At 64.6% G+C, this 18226-nt stretch carries 18 protein-coding genes; 8 read left to right on the top strand and 10 right to left on the bottom strand.

Features of this window, described 5'->3' with window-relative positions; genetic code table 11:
• Positions 1-24: 24 nt before the first annotated feature.
• Positions 25-1698, bottom strand: coding sequence for a copper resistance CopC/CopD family protein (locus tag H7C19_RS03415; RefSeq protein ID WP_185141173.1), 1674 nt, complete (start codon positions 1696-1698; stop codon positions 25-27).
• 690 nt (positions 1699-2388) lie between these two features.
• On the opposite strand from H7C19_RS03415, the gene H7C19_RS03420 reads away from it, so the two are divergent.
• Positions 2389-2895: a hypothetical protein gene (locus H7C19_RS03420; RefSeq protein WP_185141174.1), complete on the top strand. Its 507-nt coding sequence runs from the start codon at positions 2389-2391 to the stop codon at positions 2893-2895.
• 51 nt (positions 2896-2946) lie between these two features.
• Here H7C19_RS03420 and H7C19_RS03425 read toward each other — a convergent pair whose 3' ends face one another.
• Genes H7C19_RS03425 through pxpB form a run of 3 tightly spaced genes read right to left on the bottom strand, consistent with a single transcriptional unit; the run spans position 2947 to position 6180 of the window.
• Positions 2947-3366, bottom strand: a complete 420-nt coding sequence (locus tag H7C19_RS03425; RefSeq protein WP_185141175.1) for a gamma-glutamylcyclotransferase family protein — start codon at positions 3364-3366, stop codon at positions 2947-2949.
• Positions 3363-4124, bottom strand: coding sequence for a LamB/YcsF family protein (locus H7C19_RS03430; protein WP_185141176.1), 762 nt, complete (start codon positions 4122-4124; stop codon positions 3363-3365). Before H7C19_RS03430 ends, H7C19_RS03425 begins: the two co-directional genes overlap by 4 nt.
• Positions 4125-4173: 49 nt before the next feature.
• Positions 4174-6180 carry a 5-oxoprolinase subunit PxpB gene (pxpB, locus tag H7C19_RS03435; RefSeq protein ID WP_185141177.1) on the bottom strand — a complete coding sequence of 669 codons (2007 nt, stop codon included), beginning with the start codon at positions 6178-6180 and terminating at the stop codon, positions 4174-4176.
• A 135-nt stretch (positions 6181-6315) separates the two neighbouring features.
• Here pxpB and H7C19_RS03440 point away from each other — a divergent pair, with 135 nt between their 5' ends.
• Positions 6316-6639 (top strand): hypothetical protein, encoded by a 324-nt coding sequence (locus tag H7C19_RS03440; RefSeq protein ID WP_185141178.1) that lies wholly within the window; start codon positions 6316-6318, stop codon positions 6637-6639.
• A 109-nt stretch (positions 6640-6748) separates the two neighbouring features.
• On the opposite strand, the gene H7C19_RS03445 is transcribed toward H7C19_RS03440, so the two are convergent.
• The 3 genes from H7C19_RS03445 to ssuE all read right to left on the bottom strand — a co-directional run bounded on the left by H7C19_RS03445 (position 6749) and on the right by ssuE (position 9244).
• Complete coding sequence (locus H7C19_RS03445) at positions 6749-7717, bottom strand: aldolase catalytic domain-containing protein (protein WP_185141179.1); 969 nt, start codon at positions 7715-7717, stop codon at positions 6749-6751.
• Positions 7718-7872: 155 nt separating this feature from the next.
• Positions 7873-8193, bottom strand: a complete 321-nt coding sequence (locus H7C19_RS03450) for a LytTR family transcriptional regulator DNA-binding domain-containing protein (RefSeq protein ID WP_185141180.1) — start codon at positions 8191-8193, stop codon at positions 7873-7875.
• Positions 8194-8686: 493 nt separating this feature from the next.
• On the bottom strand, positions 8687-9244 hold the full coding sequence (ssuE, locus tag H7C19_RS03455; RefSeq protein ID WP_185141181.1) for an NADPH-dependent FMN reductase: 558 nt from the start codon (positions 9242-9244) through the stop codon (positions 8687-8689).
• A gap of 246 nt (positions 9245-9490) precedes the next feature.
• Between ssuE and H7C19_RS03460 the strand changes: the two genes are divergently transcribed.
• A complete protein-coding gene (locus tag H7C19_RS03460; RefSeq protein WP_185141182.1) occupies positions 9491-10225 on the top strand; it encodes a FadR/GntR family transcriptional regulator in 735 nt (244 codons plus the stop codon).
• Positions 10226-10494: 269 nt separating this feature from the next.
• Here the strand turns inward: H7C19_RS03460 and pruA are convergent, their stop codons facing one another.
• On the bottom strand, positions 10495-12042 hold the full coding sequence (gene pruA, locus H7C19_RS03465; RefSeq protein ID WP_185141183.1) for an L-glutamate gamma-semialdehyde dehydrogenase: 1548 nt from the start codon (positions 12040-12042) through the stop codon (positions 10495-10497).
• 95 nt (positions 12043-12137) lie between these two features.
• Between pruA and H7C19_RS03470 the strand changes: the two genes are divergently transcribed.
• Genes H7C19_RS03470 through H7C19_RS03480 form a run of 3 tightly spaced genes read left to right on the top strand, consistent with a single transcriptional unit; the run spans position 12138 to position 15312 of the window.
• Positions 12138-13067 carry a proline dehydrogenase family protein gene (locus H7C19_RS03470; protein WP_185141184.1) on the top strand — a complete coding sequence of 310 codons (930 nt, stop codon included), beginning with the start codon at positions 12138-12140 and terminating at the stop codon, positions 13065-13067.
• Between the two features lie 55 nt (positions 13068-13122).
• Entirely contained in the window at positions 13123-14058 is a 936-nt protein-coding gene (gene rocF, locus H7C19_RS03475) for an arginase (RefSeq protein WP_185141185.1), read from the top strand.
• Positions 14059-14076: 18 nt separating this feature from the next.
• A complete protein-coding gene (locus H7C19_RS03480; protein WP_185141186.1) occupies positions 14077-15312 on the top strand; it encodes an ornithine--oxo-acid transaminase in 1236 nt (411 codons plus the stop codon).
• 272 nt (positions 15313-15584) lie between these two features.
• Here the strand turns inward: H7C19_RS03480 and H7C19_RS03485 are convergent, their stop codons facing one another.
• Complete coding sequence (locus H7C19_RS03485; RefSeq protein WP_185141187.1) at positions 15585-15938, bottom strand: winged helix-turn-helix transcriptional regulator; 354 nt, start codon at positions 15936-15938, stop codon at positions 15585-15587.
• 152 nt (positions 15939-16090) lie between these two features.
• Here H7C19_RS03485 and hxlA point away from each other — a divergent pair, with 152 nt between their 5' ends.
• Together hxlA and hxlB are read left to right on the top strand one after the other, a co-directional pair.
• Entirely contained in the window at positions 16091-16723 is a 633-nt protein-coding gene (gene hxlA, locus H7C19_RS03490) for a 3-hexulose-6-phosphate synthase (RefSeq protein WP_185141188.1), read from the top strand.
• Positions 16724-16734: 11 nt separating this feature from the next.
• The gene (hxlB, locus tag H7C19_RS03495; RefSeq protein ID WP_185141189.1) at positions 16735-17295 is read left to right on the top strand and encodes a 6-phospho-3-hexuloisomerase; all 561 of its coding nucleotides are present in this window, start codon (positions 16735-16737) and stop codon (positions 17293-17295) included.
• Positions 17296-17472: 177 nt separating this feature from the next.
• Here hxlB and H7C19_RS03500 read toward each other — a convergent pair whose 3' ends face one another.
• A complete protein-coding gene (locus tag H7C19_RS03500; RefSeq protein WP_185141190.1) occupies positions 17473-18216 on the bottom strand; it encodes an SDR family NAD(P)-dependent oxidoreductase in 744 nt (247 codons plus the stop codon).
• Positions 18217-18226: the final 10 nt, after the last annotated feature.

An 18226-nucleotide genomic window follows, 5' to 3' on the forward strand; every position in this document is an offset into this window, starting at 1 on the left:
GCGAAGCGCCGGCAACGATCGGAATTAATAGATTCGGAAAGTCGTCTTGCGCGGCTTGAGCTCGTCGCCGTTCGCGTCGACCACGCGGATCTCCGCCTCCCACTTGCCCCGGAAGGCCAGATAAGGCCCCTGCGCCTTGAACGTATATTTGTTGTATTCTGGGAAGTCGTCAAGTTCCGAATCCTCGTACGGCTTCAACGGCACCTCGATCGCGCCGATATCTTCGCGGTCCAGCGGCTTCAGCCGAAGCGCGATCGACTTCGGATCGCCCGCCTTCTCCGGCGTCCATACTTTCAGCGTGAAGGCGTTGTCGCCCGGCACGTTCGGCGTGATCCGCAGCGTTACGTGCATGTCCGTTCCCATCTCGTGGAACGAGAGCGGCGCGTTGGCGGGAAGGGGCGTCTGATAGGTGAAGATGCCGACGCAGAAGACGATGCCCGCCAGCAAGCCGAGATCGGCCTTCAACAGGTGGCCGTGCGGCAGATCGCCGCGTCGCAGGCGCAGCCGGATGAGGAAGGCCGCGACGACGACGAGCAGCGACAGCCCCGCTTTGACCAGCAGCCAAGTTCCCCAGGCCGTGTACAGCAGATATTCCAGCGTCGGCAGAAAGGCTAGCGTCGAGAGCGCGCCCGTCACCCACAGCAGCAGGAAGGCGATCAGCGCCCACTTCGAGAATACGAGGGCGAAGCGGCCCGCTTCGGGACGTTCCTTCCGCCAGACCAGCACGAGCAGCGCCAGTCCGCCGCCCCATAGCGAGGCAGCCAACAGATGCACGAAGTCGAGGCCGACCGTATACGCGATCGGGGAGAACGCGGCCGCGTGACCGCTCCACGCCTCGATAAACAAAGCCACGGCCGCCCAGAACAGCCGGCCGGCGGTGCCGAGGCCGCTCAGCAGCGGCGCGGCGAGCGCGAGCAGCAGCTCCGCGGCGTACAGCCGACCGATCGTCGTCTCGGTGAGGATCCGTCCCCACTCCGAGAAGGGTTCGCCTTGGGTCAAGTTCGCCATCTGGAAGACGACATACGCGATGATCGCCAGCGTCGTGTACTTCGACACGAACCGGACCGCTCCTTCGCGCGCCTCGCGCACGATCGGGGACGCCGAGCGGTACAGGCTCCACAGCATCAAGCCCGCCAGCACGAGCAGTCCCGCATAGTAAGCGATCCGGGAAGCGTAGAGCAGGAACAGCTGCGTCGTCAGATCCTGTCCGCCGCCGTGATTGTGGCCGGCATGCCCGATCTGGGCATGCGGATCGAGTTGGCTGGCGTCAGGCAGCGGCGGCGGATTGCCGACCGTGAAGACGTAGGCGCCCGATACCGGGTGCCCGTCGGCGGAGATCACGTCGTACGTGACGGTGTAGTGACCCTCGCCTAGCTTCGGCAGCGCGAGGCGCAGACCTTTGCCTTGGTCGAATCGTTCGGGCTTCGCTGACGTGACTGCCTTGGACTGGTCGTCCAGCACCCGCAGCCGGGCTTCGGCAGCATCCAGCCGCTCGCTGAACCGCAGCTCGACGAAGGACGGCGCCTCCGTCAGCTTCGCATCCTGCTGGGGCGTCGCCTGTACCAGCGATGCATGCGCCGAGGCCGTTTGCACGGCGAGCGCGCCGCCCGCCAAGAGCAGTCCGAGCAGCAGGTAGAGTACCCGCGCCCACGTCTTGCCTCCGAGGCGTATGCGTTGATCGATTGTCGTATGCGTCATTGCTATGGCCTGCCTTCCTAATCAATCGTTTCAAGCTTCGTGAAGTCGAGGGGCCGTCCCTGAAGGACCGGGCCGTCGGGAATGCTCATCCTCTCATTATAGGACGAACGCAGGACGACCGCATGGCCCATACGGGCTATGCGCGGCAGCCGCGTACAGAGGGAAAAGGTCCGCGCCGCATGGTTTCATACGGGCTTTGCGCGTTTGCGCGGCCGCTGCGCGCAAAGGGGGAAGGTCCGCGCCGCGCACCCCCTGCTGATGTACGCAGCGGCTGCGTACAGAAGGGGAAGTCCGACGTCGCGCGGCCTTCCGGCTTTTCCCATCGTACCCGAACCGTTCGGCCAGTTCAACTTCTCGCCTTGCTTGAGTCTCATACTTATACAGTGAACTCTATGGTTGAAGAGGCTGCTGCCTACCGGAAGTTGGCATAGCCTTCGCCTCCCCCTGCAAAGCGACACGTTGAGAGGCTTACTAGGGGAGGATAAACGTCGCGTAGCGATCGAACGGATTGCAACTCGGAGGAGAAGCACTGGCTTTGAAGTATGGGGAATGGTTGTATAGGGAAGGGTTGGCTCAAAAGCGGTAGACTGGTGCTTAGGTGAGAGGTAATTGCTAAGGTTAGTGACAACTGCAAAGTGAGGGGCTGGTGCTAAGACGGAGACGCGACAAGTGACGTACTGAGTGCGACTCTTGGGCTCTGCTGCGGCGAAGTCGCGTGAAGTGACGTCCTGGTTACGTCTCTTTGGCCCTGCTGCGGCGAAGTCGCGTGAAGTGACGTCCTGGGTACGACTCTTGGGCTCTGCTGCGGCGAAGTCGCGTGAAGAGACGTACTGGGTACGTCTCTTTGGCCCTGCTGCGGCGAAGTCGCGTGAAGTGACGTACTGGGTACGTCTCTTTGCCCCTGCTGCGGCGAAGTTGCGTGAAGTGACGTACTGGGCACGTCTCTTTGCCCCTGCTGCGGCGAAGTTGCGTGAAGTGACGTACTGGGTACGTCTCTTTGCCCCTGCTGCGGCGAAGTTGCGTGAAGTGACGTACTGGGTACGCCGCATTCTGCGGCTTCAATCCAGAATCTCACCTTCTCTAGACCAAATAAGCCGCATTCTGCGGGTCAGAGTGTCGAAAAAGTCCAAGCGGACTTTTCGTCATTTCAGTTTTGATGTGGTGGGTCTCGGCCCCGCCGCCTCGCCAGTTGGTTGAATAGAGCCTGCTGCCGCTGCCTCCCGTGACTACCGCCGCGCGTATTCCCGCTTAGCGCATCTGGCGCACGACCACGTCCGGCCACCAATTCGACGCCGCGAACGGATAGCCTCGCGGCGTCTCCCATACGTAGACCCAGCCCGACGTTTGGGCTTCGTCCGCATCCGCGACCCACACCCGATCGTAATCGTTCGCCTCTTCGGTGCCGGCGAAGCCTTCGAAGGCGTCGAGTACCGGCCAGGCGGCGAGTTCGACCTCCGCCCACATGCCCCTGACGCGGTCGCCGCGGCCGATCGCTTCCTGCCCCCCGCCCAGCCATAGCGCGGGATAAGGACCGGCATCGATTAAGCGCCCGCGGACGCTGCCCGGTATCGGACCTGCCGTGAGATAAGGTGAGATCACGTCATGATGCGCCATGCCGGGCAGAAGCGAACCGTAGAGGAACAACCTGCAATATCTAGGGGATGTCATCGGGCGCCAATCGCGTAGCCCGCGTCCTCGAGCCCCCGGCGCAGCGCGGCTGCGAACGTCGCCGCACCCGGCGTATCGCCGTGCACGCAGATCGTCTGGGCCTTCACGGCGGCTACCGCGCCATCCGCCGTCGCCACGCACCCCCGCTCCAGCATGTCCAACGCTTGCTTCCGCGCGCGTTCGGGATCGTCCAGCACCGCTCCCGGCATGGATCTCGGCGCCAGGCTGCCGTCCGCGAGGTAGGCGCGGTCCGCGAATCCTTCCGCGATCGCGCGAAGCCCGTGCGCCTCGGCGGCGCGCAGCAGCGCGCTGCCGCCGGGGCCGACGATGGCGATCCGCTCGTCCAGCGCTTTCGCGGCGCGGACAACGGCCTCCGCAAGCTCTTCGCGGCGCGAAGCCATATGATACAGCGCGCCGTGGGGCTTTACGTGCGCGACCCGGCTGCCGGCGGCCCGGGCGAACGCCTGCAGCGCGCCGGCCTGATGGAGCACGAAGTCCTCCACCTCCTGCGCGGTCACCTGCATCTCCCGTCTGCCGAAGCCGAGCCGGTCCGGCAAGCCGGGATGCGCGCCGATCGCCACCCCTCGCTCGACGCAGGCAGCCACGGAGGCGCGCATCGTATGCGCGTCTCCGGCATGGTAGCCGCAGGCGATGTTGGCGGAGGAGACGATCGCGATGAGCGCTGCGTCGTCTCCGCTGCGGTACGCCCCGTATCCCTCGCCCAGATCGCAATTCAAATCGACCGTACGCGGTCTCATCTCTCATCGATCTCCCTTCTCGGACCTATTCAACCTTTCGAATTGGCGATTAACGATTCGTATACCAAGCGAGTCGGATGCCGGCCTCCCGAAGCGCCCGGTCCTGCGCCCGCTGGGCAAGCGCCGCGTGCGCCGACGAGAGGCTGACGGCTTCGAAGGCAATGCGCTGACCCGGCTGCAGCTGCCCGAGCTTCGGGAGGTCCGCCGCGATCACATGCGCGAGGATCGGGTAGCCGCCGGTCGGCTGGCAGCCCGGGCCGAGCACGATCGGTTGACCGTCCGGCGGTACTTGCAGCGTCCCCGGCGTTACGCCGTGCGAGACCGCTTCGAACGGCGACCGAAGCGCAAGGGGCGACCCGGTCAGCCGGACGCCCATCCGGTCGGATGCCGGCTGGACGCGATATTCCGTCAGCAGGAGACGGGCGCGCGCTTCGGGGGCGAACAAGTCCCAGCCGCGTCCCCGGACGACGCGCAGCACGACCGCGGGGCCGTCCGGCGCTTCGCCCTCGCCGGGTACGAAGCCGCCGCCTGCCGCCGCCCATCGTTTGCCCTGGCGTTCGGCGTCAACGGCCAGCCGCGCCATCAGCCGCAGTGCCGCGGGCGACGGCGGCCAGAGCCGCAGCGTATCGCCGGCTGCGAGCGGTCGGCCGTCCACGCCGCCGATACCGGCTCGGGGGTCGGTGCTTCGGCTGCCTAGCACGCGCGGTACGTCGATGCCGCCGGCGAAGGCCAGGTAAGCGCGGCATCCCCGCTGGGCCCGGCCGACGGACAGCTCCGATCCCGCGCGCAGCAATACGGGCCGCCCGGCAGTGAACGGTTCGCCATCGATGCGTGACTCCAGATCCGCTCCTGCCAAGGCCGCCAAGCAGTCCCGAAGGAAACGATAACGTCCGCCCTGCAACGTCAGCTCCAGGACGGCTTCGTCCGGACCGTTGCCCACGAGCGCGTTCGCCGCGCGGCAGGCTTCGCGGTCCATCGCTCCGCCGACCGAGACGCCGAACGCCTGCCAACCGGGGCGCTGCAAATCTTGCACCGTCGTATACAGACCGGGCGCGAGGACGGTGAAGTCCATTTCGTCCGCAGGCCTCGCCGCCCTTATGTTCATCGCTTCCGCTATCCGCCCGTCTCCCTCAAACATTCCTTCCGCTATCCGCCCGTTTCCCTCAAACATCCCTTCCGCTATCTGCCCGTCTCCCTCAAACAACCCTTCCGCTATCCGCCCGTCTCCCTCTAACCGCTCCTTCGCGGGTTCTTCGACCGGAACGAACCGCACCCGGTCGCCGGGGCGGATCGGGAACGGATCGAACGCCTCCAGACGGAATAGCCGTACGTCCGTACGTCCGATGATCTGCCAGCCGCCTGGCGAGTCCACGGGATAGACGCCGGTCTGGCGGCCCGCGATGCCGACCGATCCGGCAGGGACCCGGAGCCGGGGAGACGCGCGCCGCGGCTGCGTCAAGCGTTCGGGCAGTCCCGATAGATAGGGAAAGCCCGGCGCGAAGCCGATCATCGCCACCTCGTACGCCGCAGAAGAATGGCCGTCCACGAATTCCGCCTCGCTCATCCCGCTCCGCGCCGCAGCGGCGGCCAGGTCGGGTCCCGCTTCCCCGCCGTACCGGACGGGCAGGACGACTTCACGCGCCGCCGTCTCGCGGGTCTCTACCCTCAGTTGCCCGGCACCGGAGACTTCACGCGCCGCCAACTCGCCGGACTCTTCAGCCTGTGGTTCGGCATCGGGATCGAATTCTTTCTCCGAACCGGCGGGCGCTATCGCCGGCTCCTCCCCTTCTCCGCCAAAGAGGCTAACGATCTCCCTCTCGATCGCCGCGCCGTCCCATTCGCCGAGCTCGCCGACGAACGGCGGAGGCAAATCCCGTACGCGCAGGTGAAGCGTCAACGTATCGTAAGCCGGCACGGCTTCGCTTAGCCATGCCGGCGCGCGGCTTCGCAGCCGCTGCGCATGCCCCGCCAAAGCGGAAGGCGGCAAGTCCCCCGTTCCGATCCACCGCATCAGCAGCGCCTGATCGCCCAACGTTTCCACACGCCATTCGGACATCGCTTGTCTCCCCCTCTCGCCCTTGCGGATCAGCCCGGCGTTGCATCCGGCTCGCCATTCCCGCTACAATGAATGGGTCATGATCGGACCGGTTCGCCCAGTTCCGCTTATCCTTACCCCGGAGGTTACGCCTGCATGGAAACCTATGATTTGGCCCAACTCTCGATCGCCCAGGCGTCGCGGAGCTGGCAAGTTCCTTTTGACCGCGCCAAGCTGTACGTTATTCACGAATACGGAACGCTCTCGTGGTACGTCGACGTCGAAGGCGTCAACGAAGCGGCGCTGCTGTCGCACTTCGCCGCATCCGAAGAGATCGGCGTCACGATAGCGGCGACGACGATCGGAGGGCGCACGCTCGGCGGCAGCGCCTACTTCCATCCGAACCCGATGAATCAGGCCGCCGCCCTGCGGGGACAGGGCGAGCTCGAAGGCTACGGCCCCGGTCTTGCCTCCCGCTGATGCCGGCGGATGGCCCCTAGCCTAACGCAATGCCATACCTTGCGAAGAGACCGATCGGCTCAAGCCCAACGACAAAGGCGCTCCTGCGGGAGCGCCTCTTCGGTGTGCCTTATTTGCTCGAATACACTTCCGGCGTCGTCATCTTGTCGTAGAACTCGGTGAACTTGTCCCTGTCTGCCGACGCGCGCCAGCCCATCGCGGAGCGCGGATGCTCGTCCAGCGTCCCCGTGATCATATCCGGAATGAGGTAGCCCCATTCCTCCTTCTCGCGCAGCTTCAGCATATGCTTCTCGATCATGCCGAGTACCGGGCGGAGGCTGTAGCCCGGATTCGTCAGCTTGGCCAGGAGCAGCTCGGTCGGCGTGTTGCCGGCTGCGCGGCCCATGCCGTACACGGAAGCGTCCAACAGCTCGACGCCCATATCCGCGGCGGCAAGCGTGTTCGCGAACGCGAGCTGCATGTTGTTGTGCGTATGGACGCCCAGACGCTTGTTCTTCACGCTGCGGCGGAATTTCTCGACCAAGTAGCGAATATCGTCCGGATCCAGGCTGCCGTAGGAGTCGACGATGTAGACGACGTCGATCGGGCTGTCGCTGATCATCGCGAGCGATTCGTTCAGCTCGTTGTCCATCACGTTGGAGAGCGCCATGATATTGATCGTCGTCTCGTAGCCGCGTTCGTGGAACAGGGTGCCCAGCTCGATCGCCTTCTCCGTATCCCGAGCGTAGCTCGCCACGCGGATCAGGTCGAGCATGGACTCGTTGCGCGGCAGAATGTCGTTCTCGTCCACCCGGCCTACGTCGACGAGGGCGGACAGCTTCGTGTTCAGCTTGTTCGGAATGACCTTCCGCAGGTAGTCGTCATCCAGAAAACGCCAAGGACCGGCATTTTCCGATCCTTTGAGCAGACGCGGGGAGTTCTTGTAGCCGACTTCCATATATTCGACGCCGGCTTCGTTCAGGCTGTTGTACAGATCCTGCACGAATTCGACGCTAAAATCCCAATTGTTGACGAGTCCGCCATCGCGCACCGTGCAATCCACGATTTTGCAATGGTTCGTTTTGCTGTGAATGGTCATTTACCCGATCTCCTTTTGTAGGCATGCCGAAACGATTCAATTTGACGCATATGGTACTTAGTGTATAAGAAACGGCCCCGATTAACAAGCTTCAAGGACAATTTTTACAGTCTTAACCAATCGGCTAAAGAAAAGCAGGCCGCCTCCCGGCAGCCTCAAGCAAGTCCCTTTTTCGTCTCCAAGAACGCAAGCACTTTGGCGACGTTGTTGATCGAGATCGTGCATTTCTTGGCGTCTTTGCCTTCGGAGAAATACGCGATCCGAAACCGCCGGTCGACGTGCTTGACCTTGGTCAGATGCGCCGCATTGTTCCGGTCGATGATCTCGAAGCGTTCGCCGGAGGCCCGCAGCGCTTCGGTCCAATACTTGAGCGTGCCCGGCGCGTAAAATTGCTCGTTCTGCGTGTGAAGCACGATCATTTCCCTGTTCCGATGGGTTTCGAAAAATAAGACGTCCTTCACGTTTAATTCGATCAACCCCGCTTTCCCCTCAGGATCCCTGGAGACAGAAAGCTGCATAAGGATAATCCTCCAAACCTCTTGCTTGCCGGGAAGCGCCCGGGGAACTTCCGGTTGGCCGAAGCAGCGGGCGCTCGCTCTCCCGCAGCCATGTCCGCGCTCGGCTCTTGAAAGCGGAACGGCCAAGCCTGCCGCATGTCGAGGCAATGGCCCCGACGGAGGAACCGGGCTGACGCTCGAGAGGTTCCTCCCTGACTATTCCCCTTCGCGGCGCCATCGGCAGACCTGCCGGCCGCGAACGGCTTCCTCGATTCGTTTTCATATTTTAACATATTTCGCAAGTAAATGACTATTTTTGTTTCTTTCTCCACTGTTTGCTTGCCGTATGCCTCGCTTCTCATTCCTGCCCGCAGTCTCGGTGGACATCGGATGCGGCACGACGGAAGCACAAAAAAAACCAACCGGCAGCGCCGGTTGGCTCCCGCGCGTTTCCGCGCGTACGATGTGCGATTTATTGGACGGCGCCCGCCTTCGACGACTGCCATGCGGCTTCCTGGACGAGCAGCTGTACCGAAGCGTCGAGCCGGGCCGCGGCTTCCTCCGCGATATCCGCTTCTCCGTTATCCTTCCACACCACCTGCGTATCGAGGACGAACACGCCCGTCAGGATGTTGCGCGCGCCCATCACGGACAGGATCGGCTTCATGGCGTAGTCGATCGCGAGCAGGTGGGCGATCGTGCCGCCGACGACGATCGGGAGGACGATCTTGTTCTCCAGCCCCTTCTGCGGGAGCAGATCCAGGAACGCCTTGAGGATACCTGTAAAGGAGGCTTTGTAGACGGGCGACGCGACGATGACGGCGTCCGCTTCCGCTACTTGGCGGCTGGCGGCGATGATGGCTTCGCTGTCGAACCGGGCGTGCAGCAGGTCTTCGGCGGGCAGCTCCCGGACGTTCACGACCGACAGCTCGTGGCCTGCCGCGGCGATTTGTCCGCTGACGCGGTCAAGGACGCCATGCAGTCTCGATTTGGGCGTAGGGCTTCCTAAGAGAATGACAATCTTAGCCATGAGGATCACGTTCCTTCTCGATTACATTTCCGACTTCGACAGTCGGATTTCCGTTATCCAAATTATACCCGTCCGTCTCGGGCAACGTCAAGAATAATCCCCAGAGGAACGTCAATGTCAAGAACAGCTACGTCAGGTCATATGATGACTTTCGCCGTCATTCCGTATACACTGAGTACAAATGACCCCTATGCGCGACCGGATGCAAGGCGAATAACCGATCGCGGAACGAAAGGAACGTGCAGGATGAACTCGGCCGGCAACCGCCCGCTCAAAAGCTCCGAGTGGGTAATGAACGATCTTCGCGAACGCATCGGGAACGGCAGCCTGGCTCCAGGCGCCCGCCTGCCTTCGGTCGTCGAATTGTCCGTGCAATATCAGGTCGGGCGATCGACCGTGCGCGAGGCGCTCAGCGCGCTCAAAGCGATGGGCATGCTCACGATCCGCCAAGGCGGGGGCACGTTCGTCCATCCGGAGCCGGGAATCGGCCCCGCCCATCCCGGACAGCTGCGGCCCGACTCCTGGGTCGGACGAGCCAGCACGATCCGGCATATCCTCGACGTCCGCCGCGTGCTGGAGACCGGCTGCGCGCTGCTCGCCGCCAAGCATCGGACCGAGGAGGATCTGACCGCCCTGGCCGGCACGCTGAGCGAAATGGAGCGCGCGCTCGGGCGGGAAGCGGAGAGCGAGCAGGCCGACGTGCGTTTCCATCAGCAGATCGCCGCGGCGGCGCGCAACCCCGTGCTGAGCGATTGGATGGCCTCGCTCTCCCGGGAGCTGCACGAGAGCATGAAGGATACGCGCGCTCTCTGGTTCTATGCGGAGCGTGCGAACGCCGAGCGTCTGCTCGCCGAACACCGCGCCATCTATGAGGCCATTGCGCGCAAGGATCCGCAGCTCGCCTCGGATCGGATGGCCCGGCATATCGACAAGGTGGAGCAGGTGCTCGAAGCGAACCGCGCTGGGATCGAGACGCAGTAGTCGTTCGAATTCGGGGCTCGCGAACCGCGATTAAGGCGGTTTTTCCGCTTTAATCGGTTAGCCGGGGCGTGCGAACCGTGAATAAGGCGGTTTTTCCGCTTTATTCGGGCAATCGGAGTTCGCGAACCGCGAGTAAGGCGGATATTCCGCCTTACTCGGGCAGTCGACGCGGTGCTGCGTCGCATCACGAGGCGAGCGCGTTCAATCGTTTTGCGCAAGAGAGAAGCCGTCCGGCCGGGCCTTTGCCCGACGGACGGCTTCTTTGACGCTTAGAGCTTCTCGGACACCACCTTCGCTTGGGAGAAGAGCAGCAGGTAGTCGCGTCCGCCCGCCTTGGAATCGGTGCCCGACAGGTTGAAGCCGCCGAAAGGATGAACGCCGACGAGGGCGCCGGTGCACTTGCGATTCAGATACAGGTTGCCCGCGTGGAACTCGGCCCGCGCCTGCTCGAGTCGCGCGCGGCTGCGGCTGAATACCGCCCCGGTCAGGCCGTAGTCGGTCTCGTTCGCGATCGCCAGCGCCTCGTCGAACGTAGACGCCTTCAGGAACGCGAGCACGGGGCCGAAGATCTCCTCCTGCGCCAGACGCGAATCCCGCGCCACGTCGGCGAAGATCGTCGGCTGGAGGTAGTAGCCCCCCGGATCCCCGGTGCCGCCTCCCGCGATCAAGCGCCCCTCTCCCCGGCCGATGTCGATATAGTCGCGGATCTTCGCGTACGCTTTGTCGTCGATGACCGGCCCGACGTCCGTATCCGCCTCGACCGGCGCTCCCAGCTTCAAGCCCCGGGTCAGCGCCGCGACCTTTCCCAGCACGTCCTCGTAGACGTCCGCCAGCACGATGGCCCGCGAGCAAGCCGAGCACTTCTGGCCCGCGAATCCGAACGCGCTGGCCGCGATCGCGGCGGCCGCCGCATCCAGATTGCTGTCCGCATCCACGACGATGGCATCCTTCCCGCCCATCTCCGCCACCACGCGTTTGATCCACCGCTGCCCCGGTTGATGCTTCGCGGCGCGTTCGTTGATCCGCAGCCCGATCTCCCGCGAGCCGGTGAAGCTGACGAACCGGGTCAGCGGGTGATCCACCAGATAGTCCCCGATCTCCGCGCCCGGTCCCGGCAAGTAGTTGACGACGCCGGCCGGGACGCCGGCTTCCTCCAGGAGCTCGCAGAAGCGCGCCGCGATCACCTGCGCGGGCGTCGCCGGCTTGACGACGACGGTATTGCCGCAGACGATCGCCGCGGTCGTCATCCCCGCCAGGATGGCCAGCGGGAAGTTCCAGGGCGGGATCACGATGCCCACGCCGAGCGGGATATACGCGAGCTCGTTATCTTCGCCGTCGATGTGCGTGAGCGGCTGCCGCTCGGCGAGCCGCTCGGCCTCCCGCCCGTAGAACTCCATGAAGTCGATCGCTTCCGCCGTATCGGCGTCCGCCTCCGCCCAGGTTTTGCCGGACTCGAACACCATCCACGCGGAGAACTCGTGCTTGCGCCTGCGCAAGATGGCGGCCGCCTTGTACAGGCACCTCGCGCGGGCTCCCGGCGTCGTCTGCCGCCAGCCCTCGTACGCAATGGCGGCGGCTTGAACGGCCTGCTCCGCCAGCGCCGCGTCCGCTTGGTGCACGTTCCCCACGATCTGCCCGATCTCCGCCGGATTCACCGACGGCGTCCGGCGCCCCGTCTCCACCTTCCGCCCGCCGACCACGGGCGCGTACGAAGCGCCCAACGAGGCCCTTACCCGGCCCAGCGCCGCGCGGAACGCCTCCTTCTCCGCCTCCCCGGCAAACGGGGTCAGCGGCTCGTTGCGGAACGTCACAGGCATAAGTCTCCCTCCCGACTCGTTCTGAATATAATCTAGGGATTGGTGATTCGCCTCCCGCTCCAATCCAGGCCCCAAGGCCAAAGGAGATGCATGCGATGGCAATCGGTACGCGGCTGTTCCGCTCCGCGCTGCTCGCGATGGCCGGCAATCGCGCGGCCGAAGCGCTCGCTTTGAAGTACGGGCTGCGGCTCGGCGCGCGGCAATTCGTCGCCGGCGAGACGCGCGAAGAAGCGCTCGACAAGGTTCGGGACTTGAACCGCAAAGGCATCGAAGCGACGTTGGACCACCTCGGCGAAGGAATCCGCCGCATGAGCGAAGCGGAGGCTTATAAACAAGAATATGTGCGCCTCCTCGAAGGCATTCGCGCTGCAGGCGTCCGTTCGAACGTCTCGCTCAAGCCGACGCAGATGGGACTGGCGCTCGACCCCGACGCCGCCTACGCGAACATCCGCGAGATCGTCGCCGCCGCGGACCGGTGCGGCAACTTCGTCCGGATCGACATGGAGGACTCCCCGCATACGGACGCGACGATCGGAATCGCGCGTCGGCTGCACGGCAAAGGCTTGACGAACGTCGGCACGGTCATCCAAGCCTACCTCTACCGCTCGGAAGACGATATTCGCCGCCTGACGGCCGAACCGATGAACTTGCGGCTCGTCAAAGGCGCATACAAGGAACCGAAGTCTCTCGCTTATCCCCGCAAACCGGATGTCGACGCGAACTTCCGGCGCCTCGCCAAGGCGCGGCTGCGGAGCGGCGTCTATACCGCCATCGCCACGCACGACGAGACGATCATCCGGGAGCTTCGGTTGTTCGCCAGGCGGGAGGGAATCGACGGCTCCGCCTATGAATTCCAGATGCTCTACGGCATTCGATCCGCGCTGCAGGAGCAGCTCGCCGCCGAAGGCTGCAGGGTGCGATGTTACGTTCCTTATGGCCGGATGTGGTACCCGTACTTCGTCCGGCGTCTGGCCGAGCGTCCGGCGAACGCGGCGTTCCTGATTCGCAATTGGATTCGGGGTTGACCGTCCGCGCGAACGGCGGGCGATTGCCAGGGAAGAGAGAACGGAGGGATCCGCGATGGCGAAACGGAAAATCGTTGACATCCTCCCCGTGGCGTTCGATCTGGGAGCCAGCCGCCGCGGGGCGGCCGGAGGCCCGCAGGCGATGCTGCAAGCGGGACTCGCGGCGAAGCTGAGGCAGCTTCGGCTCCCCTACCGCATCCAGGAAGAGCTGAACGCCGGTCCCGCGGCCGCGGAGCAGGCCGCCGACCCGGCGCTTGCGCAGCGGCCCAGAGGAAGGCCGCCGATGAAGCATCTGGCGGCGGCGGTCGCCGTGAACGAAGCGCTGGCCGCGCGCGTGTCCGCCGCGGCCGCGGCAGGCAGATGGCCGCTCATCCTGGGCGGGGACCACAGCATCGCGATCGGCACGATCGCGGGGCTGGCTTCTCATTACCGCCGCCTCGGCATGCTCTGGATCGACGCGCACTCCGATATGAATACGGATCTGACGACGCCCTCCGGCAACATTCACGGCATGTCGCTGGCCGCCAGCATCGGTCTCGGCGCGTCGCCGCTCACCGCGATCGGCGGGCGGATCGGGAAGATCCGGCCCGAGCGCGTCGCCCTCGTGGGCGCGCGGTCGCTCGATCCGGAGGAGAAGCGGCTGATCCGTGCGCTGGGCGTCAGCTGCTTCACGATGCACGACATCGACAAGCGCGGCATCGCGAGCGTCATGGAGGAAGCCGTTCAGATCGTCGGCGCGGACACCGACGGCGTGCACGTCAGCTTCGACATCGACAGCCTCGATCCGCGGGACGCGCCGGGCACGGGGACGCCGGTCGGCGGAGGGCTGAGCAGCCGGGAGGCGTTCCTGGCGCTGGAACTGATCGCCGAGGCGGGCGTCGCTACCTCGGCCGAATTCGTCGAGGTCAATCCCGAGGCGGACCCGAGCGGATGCACCGCCGAGCTGGCCGTGTCGCTGATCGGTTCGCTGTTGGGCGACCGCATCCTATAGTCCGAGAGGAGAATGGCCATGGCCGAACGCGAGACGGCGGATATCATCGCCAAGGCCGACCGGTACGGCGCGCGCAACTATCTGCCGCTGCCGATCGTCGTCGCCCGGGCGGAAGGCGTCTGGGTGGAGGATCCGGAGGGACGCCGGTATCTCGATATGCTGAGCGCCTATTCCGCGTTGAACCAAGGTCACCGGCATCCGGCCGTCATCGCCGCGCTCAAGGCGCAGGCCGACCGGGTGACGCTTACGTCGCGGGCCTTTCACCACGAGACGCTCGGCCCGTTCTATGAAGCGTTGTCCGCCTACGCCGGCAAACCCGCGATCCTGCCGATGAACACCGGCGCGGAAGCGGTGGAGACGGCCTTGAAGGCCGCCAGGCGCTGGGCTTACGACGTGAAGGGCGTGCCCGGCGGGCAGGCGGAAATCATCGTCTGCGAGGACAATTTCCACGGCCGGACGATCACGGCGACGTCGCTCTCCTCCGCGCCCGCCTACAAGCGGGGATTCGGCCCGTTCACGCCGGGCTTCCGCCTCGTGCCGTACGGCGACTTGAACGCCCTCTCCGGAGCAATCGGACCGAACACGGCGGCCTTCCTCGTCGAGCCGATCCAGGGCGAGGCCGGCGTGCGGATTCCGCCGGACGGCTACCTGCGGGACGCCGCCGCCCTCTGCCGGGCGAACGGCGTCCTCTTCGTCGCCGACGAGATCCAGACCGGCTTCGGACGAACCGGCCGCCGGTTCGCCTGCGATCGGGAGGACGTCGAGCCGGATATGTACGTACTCGGCAAAGCGCTCGGCGGCGGCGTGCTGCCCATCTCGGCCGTCGCCGCCGGGCGCGACATCCTGGGCGTCTTCGAGCCCGGCTCGCACGGCTCCACCTTCGGCGGCAACCCGCTCGCTTGCGCGGTGGCGATCGCCGCGCTGAACGTCGTGCGGGACGAGCGGCTGGCCGAGCGCGCCGAAGAGCGGGGCATCTCCTTGATGCGGCGGCTCGCCGCCCTCCGGCATCCGGTCATCGCGGAGATCCGCGGCAGAGGGCTGCTGATCGGGATCGAGCTGACGGTACCCGCCCGGCCTTACTGCGAGCGCCTGATGGCGCACGGCCTCCTGTGCAAGGAGACGCACGACAACGTGATCCGCCTGTCGCCGCCGCTGGTCATCGCCGAGGAGGAACTGAGCTTCGCGTTCGAGGCGCTCCGCCGGACGTTCGACGAGCTGGCTGAGGCGAGCCCGGCGATGGGCCCGGACCTCTAACGGGCGAGCCTCGCGTCCGCGGCTGCGTCACATCTGCGGGCAAGACGGATGGGGTATCGCAGTCGCCCCTCCCCTGCAAACCAAGTAAAAACGGCTTCGCCGTCTTCCCGGACGGCGACACGTTTTTATCGGAGGTCATACAGGAATGGACAGGGGTAAAACTTATACATTCTGTATGACGAACAAAAACCGAGGCCGGCGGCGCTTAAAGCCGCTGACCTCGGTTGGAATCGCCTAGACGATAGACGATACATATATGCGGACGGAGCCGATTATTTCCAGACGACTTCCTCGCCGTAATCCTTGCCCCATCGGTACATGAGCTGCAGGATGGGCATCAAGCTCTCCCCGTATTCGGTGAGCGAATATTCGACCCGCGGAGGCACTTCCGCGTAGACCTGACGCCGGACGAGCCTGTCATCCTCCAGCTCGCGGAGCTGGTTCGTCAGCATTTTCTGCGTGATGGACGGGATCATCTTCTTCAGCTCGCCGAAACGTTTCGTCCCCTCCAGTCCGAGATGCCACAGGATGATAAGCTTCCACTTGCCGCCGATGACGGCCAGCGTCAGTTCCTTCTCGCAGTTAATCTCCTTCAGGTTGATTCTCTCTTTCAGTTCCACGGCCATCGTCCCGCCTCCTCGCTGTCTTCTCGCCGTTCAATCGTTCCCTGCAGGTAACTATCCCACTTGCAAGTGCGTACTTTCGCGATCGTTTCGATAGAACTAGAATAACCCTTGTGGCCACCCAACACAATGACACGAACGGAGGAAAATCTAACATGGAACTGCAACTGGCACTGGACTTGGTCGATATTCCGGGCGCGAAGGAAGTCGTGCGCGAAGTCGGCGCTTATGTCGATATTATAGAGATCGGTACGCCGGTCGTCATTAACGAAGGGCTGCGCGCCGTGAAGGAGATCAAGGCGCAATTCCCGCATCTGAAAGTGCTCGCCGACCTGAAGATCATGGACGCGGGCGGCTACGAAGTCATGAAAGCGTCGGAGGCGGGCGCGGACATCGTCACCGTCCTGGGCGTATCGGACGACGCCACGATCCGCGGCGCGGTCGCCGAGGCGCGCAAGCAAGGGCGCAAGATCATGGTCGACATGATCAACGTGAAGGATCTGGAGACGCGCGCGCGGGAGATCGACGCGCTGGGCGCGGACTACATCTGCGTTCATTCAGGTTACGATCATCAGGCGAGCGGCCTGAATTCGTTCGCCGATCTCGCGGTCATCAAACGCGTCGTGAAGCAAGCCAAGACCGCCATCGCGGGCGGCATCAAGCTCGAGACGCTGCCTGAAGTGATCCAGGCCGCGCCGGACCTGGTCATCGTAGGCGGCGGCATCACGGGCCAAGCGGACAAACAAGCCGTCGCCGCCGAGATGCAGAAGCTCGTCAAGGCCGTCTGAGGACGGACGCGATGGCATCGACAGCCGGTTACTCGTCCCTCCTGCTGCAGGAGCTCTCGCAAGTCATCGGAGCCGTCTCCGACGCGGAAGCGGCCGCGCTCGCCGAACGGATCCGGCGGGCCGACCGGATCTTCGTCGCGGGCGCGGGCCGATCCGGCCTCATGATGCGCGCGTTCGCGATGCGGCTCGTGCATCTCGGGCTTCAGGCCCACGTCGTCGGCGAGACGACGACGCCAGGATTCGGCCCTCGCGACCTGCTGATCTTGGGCTCCGGCTCCGGCGAGACGAGCAGCCTCGTCGCGATGGCCCAGAAAGCGGCCGCCCTAGGCGGAACGGTCGCCCTCGCCACCGTCCGGCCGGATTCGACGCTCGGGCGGCTGGCCGAATGCGTCGTGCGCATTCCCGCCTCCGCCAAGGAAGCGAACGGCGCGCAGCGGCCGACGATCCAGCCGATGGGCTCGCTCTTCGAGCAGAGCCTGCTCCTCCTGCTCGATGCGCTCACGCTAAGCTTGATGGCGGAACGCGAAGCCGATTCGGCGGCGATGTTCGGCCGTCACGCCAACCTGGAGTAGGCATGCGAGCGTGCGCCGCGACGGCAGCGGGAACGCGTCGGAGCCATAGCGAATAGACGCCGCAATAGCGGCGAATATGCGTCGAAACTGCGGCAGATAGGCGTCGAAACGGAAACTAAAGCGCGCCGCAAACAGCAAGAGACCGGGAAGCATATGCTTCCCGGTCTCTTGTCCGTGCTATTGCGCGGTATAACCGCCGTCCACGAGCAGCGTCGTCCCGGTGACGAAGGACGCGTCGTCGCTCGCCAGGAACAGCACCGCCTTCGCCACCTCTTCCGGCCGGCCCAACCGGCCGATCGGGTGAAGGCCGATCAGATGCGCCTTCACCGCCGGCGGCAATTCGGCCAGCAGCGGCGTATCGATGTAGCCCGGGCAGACGGCGTTCACGCGGATGCCGTGCTGCGCGTAGTCGATGCCGACCGTCTGCGTGAGCAGCTTGACGCCGCCCTTCGCCGCGGCATAGGCGGTGACTCTTCCTTTGCCGACATGGCTGTGGATCGAGCCGCAATTCACGATCGCGCCGCCCGTCCCTTGCTTGATCATCTGGGCAATGGCGTACTTGTCGCACAGATAGACGCCCGTGAGGTTGATGTCGATCGTCCGCTGCCAGGCCCCCATGTCCAGATCGACGGCTGAGGCGTCCTTGGCGATGCCCGCGTTCGCGAACAGAATATCGAGCTTGCCGTACTTGCCGACCGTCTCGTCGACCATGCGCTTCACGTCTTCCTCGCGCGTCACGTCCGTCTTCACGAAGAAGGCGTCCCGCCCTTCGCCGTTTAGCCGTTCGGCGAGCGCCTGCCCCCGTTCGGAGAAGTCGGCGATGACCGCCTTCGCTCCTTCGGCCGCGAACTGGCCTACCGTCGCTTCGCCGATGCCGCTCGCGCCGCCGGTGACGACGGCGACTTTGCCTTCGAATCTCATCTCATCCCGC

It is taken from the genome of Cohnella nanjingensis, assembly GCF_014212125.1.
GTDB classification, from domain to species: Bacteria; Bacillota; Bacilli; order Paenibacillales; family Paenibacillaceae; genus Cohnella; species Cohnella nanjingensis.

Bases quoted from the DNA above. Each gene is read 5' to 3' on its own strand.
- H7C19_RS03415 (WP_185141173.1), bottom strand. From the start codon at position 1,698: ATGACGCATACGACAATCGATCAACGCATACGCCTCGGAGGCAAGACG.
- H7C19_RS03425 (WP_185141175.1), bottom strand. From the start codon at position 3,366: ATGACATCCCCTAGATATTGCAGGTTGTTCCTCTACGGTTCGCTTCTG.
- H7C19_RS03430 (WP_185141176.1), bottom strand. From the start codon at position 4,124: ATGAGACCGCGTACGGTCGATTTGAATTGCGATCTGGGCGAGGGATAC.
- pxpB (WP_185141177.1), bottom strand. From the start codon at position 6,180: ATGTCCGAATGGCGTGTGGAAACGTTGGGCGATCAGGCGCTGCTGATG.
- H7C19_RS03440 (WP_185141178.1), top strand. From the start codon at position 6,316: ATGGAAACCTATGATTTGGCCCAACTCTCGATCGCCCAGGCGTCGCGG.
- H7C19_RS03445 (WP_185141179.1), bottom strand. From the start codon at position 7,717: ATGACCATTCACAGCAAAACGAACCATTGCAAAATCGTGGATTGCACG.
- ssuE (WP_185141181.1), bottom strand. From the start codon at position 9,244: ATGGCTAAGATTGTCATTCTCTTAGGAAGCCCTACGCCCAAATCGAGA.
- H7C19_RS03460 (WP_185141182.1), top strand. From the start codon at position 9,491: ATGAACTCGGCCGGCAACCGCCCGCTCAAAAGCTCCGAGTGGGTAATG.
- pruA (WP_185141183.1), bottom strand. From the start codon at position 12,042: ATGCCTGTGACGTTCCGCAACGAGCCGCTGACCCCGTTTGCCGGGGAG.
- H7C19_RS03470 (WP_185141184.1), top strand. From the start codon at position 12,138: ATGGCAATCGGTACGCGGCTGTTCCGCTCCGCGCTGCTCGCGATGGCC.
- rocF (WP_185141185.1), top strand. From the start codon at position 13,123: ATGGCGAAACGGAAAATCGTTGACATCCTCCCCGTGGCGTTCGATCTG.
- H7C19_RS03480 (WP_185141186.1), top strand. From the start codon at position 14,077: ATGGCCGAACGCGAGACGGCGGATATCATCGCCAAGGCCGACCGGTAC.
- H7C19_RS03485 (WP_185141187.1), bottom strand. From the start codon at position 15,938: ATGGCCGTGGAACTGAAAGAGAGAATCAACCTGAAGGAGATTAACTGC.
- hxlA (WP_185141188.1), top strand. From the start codon at position 16,091: ATGGAACTGCAACTGGCACTGGACTTGGTCGATATTCCGGGCGCGAAG.
- hxlB (WP_185141189.1), top strand. From the start codon at position 16,735: ATGGCATCGACAGCCGGTTACTCGTCCCTCCTGCTGCAGGAGCTCTCG.
- H7C19_RS03500 (WP_185141190.1), bottom strand. From the start codon at position 18,216: ATGAGATTCGAAGGCAAAGTCGCCGTCGTCACCGGCGGCGCGAGCGGC.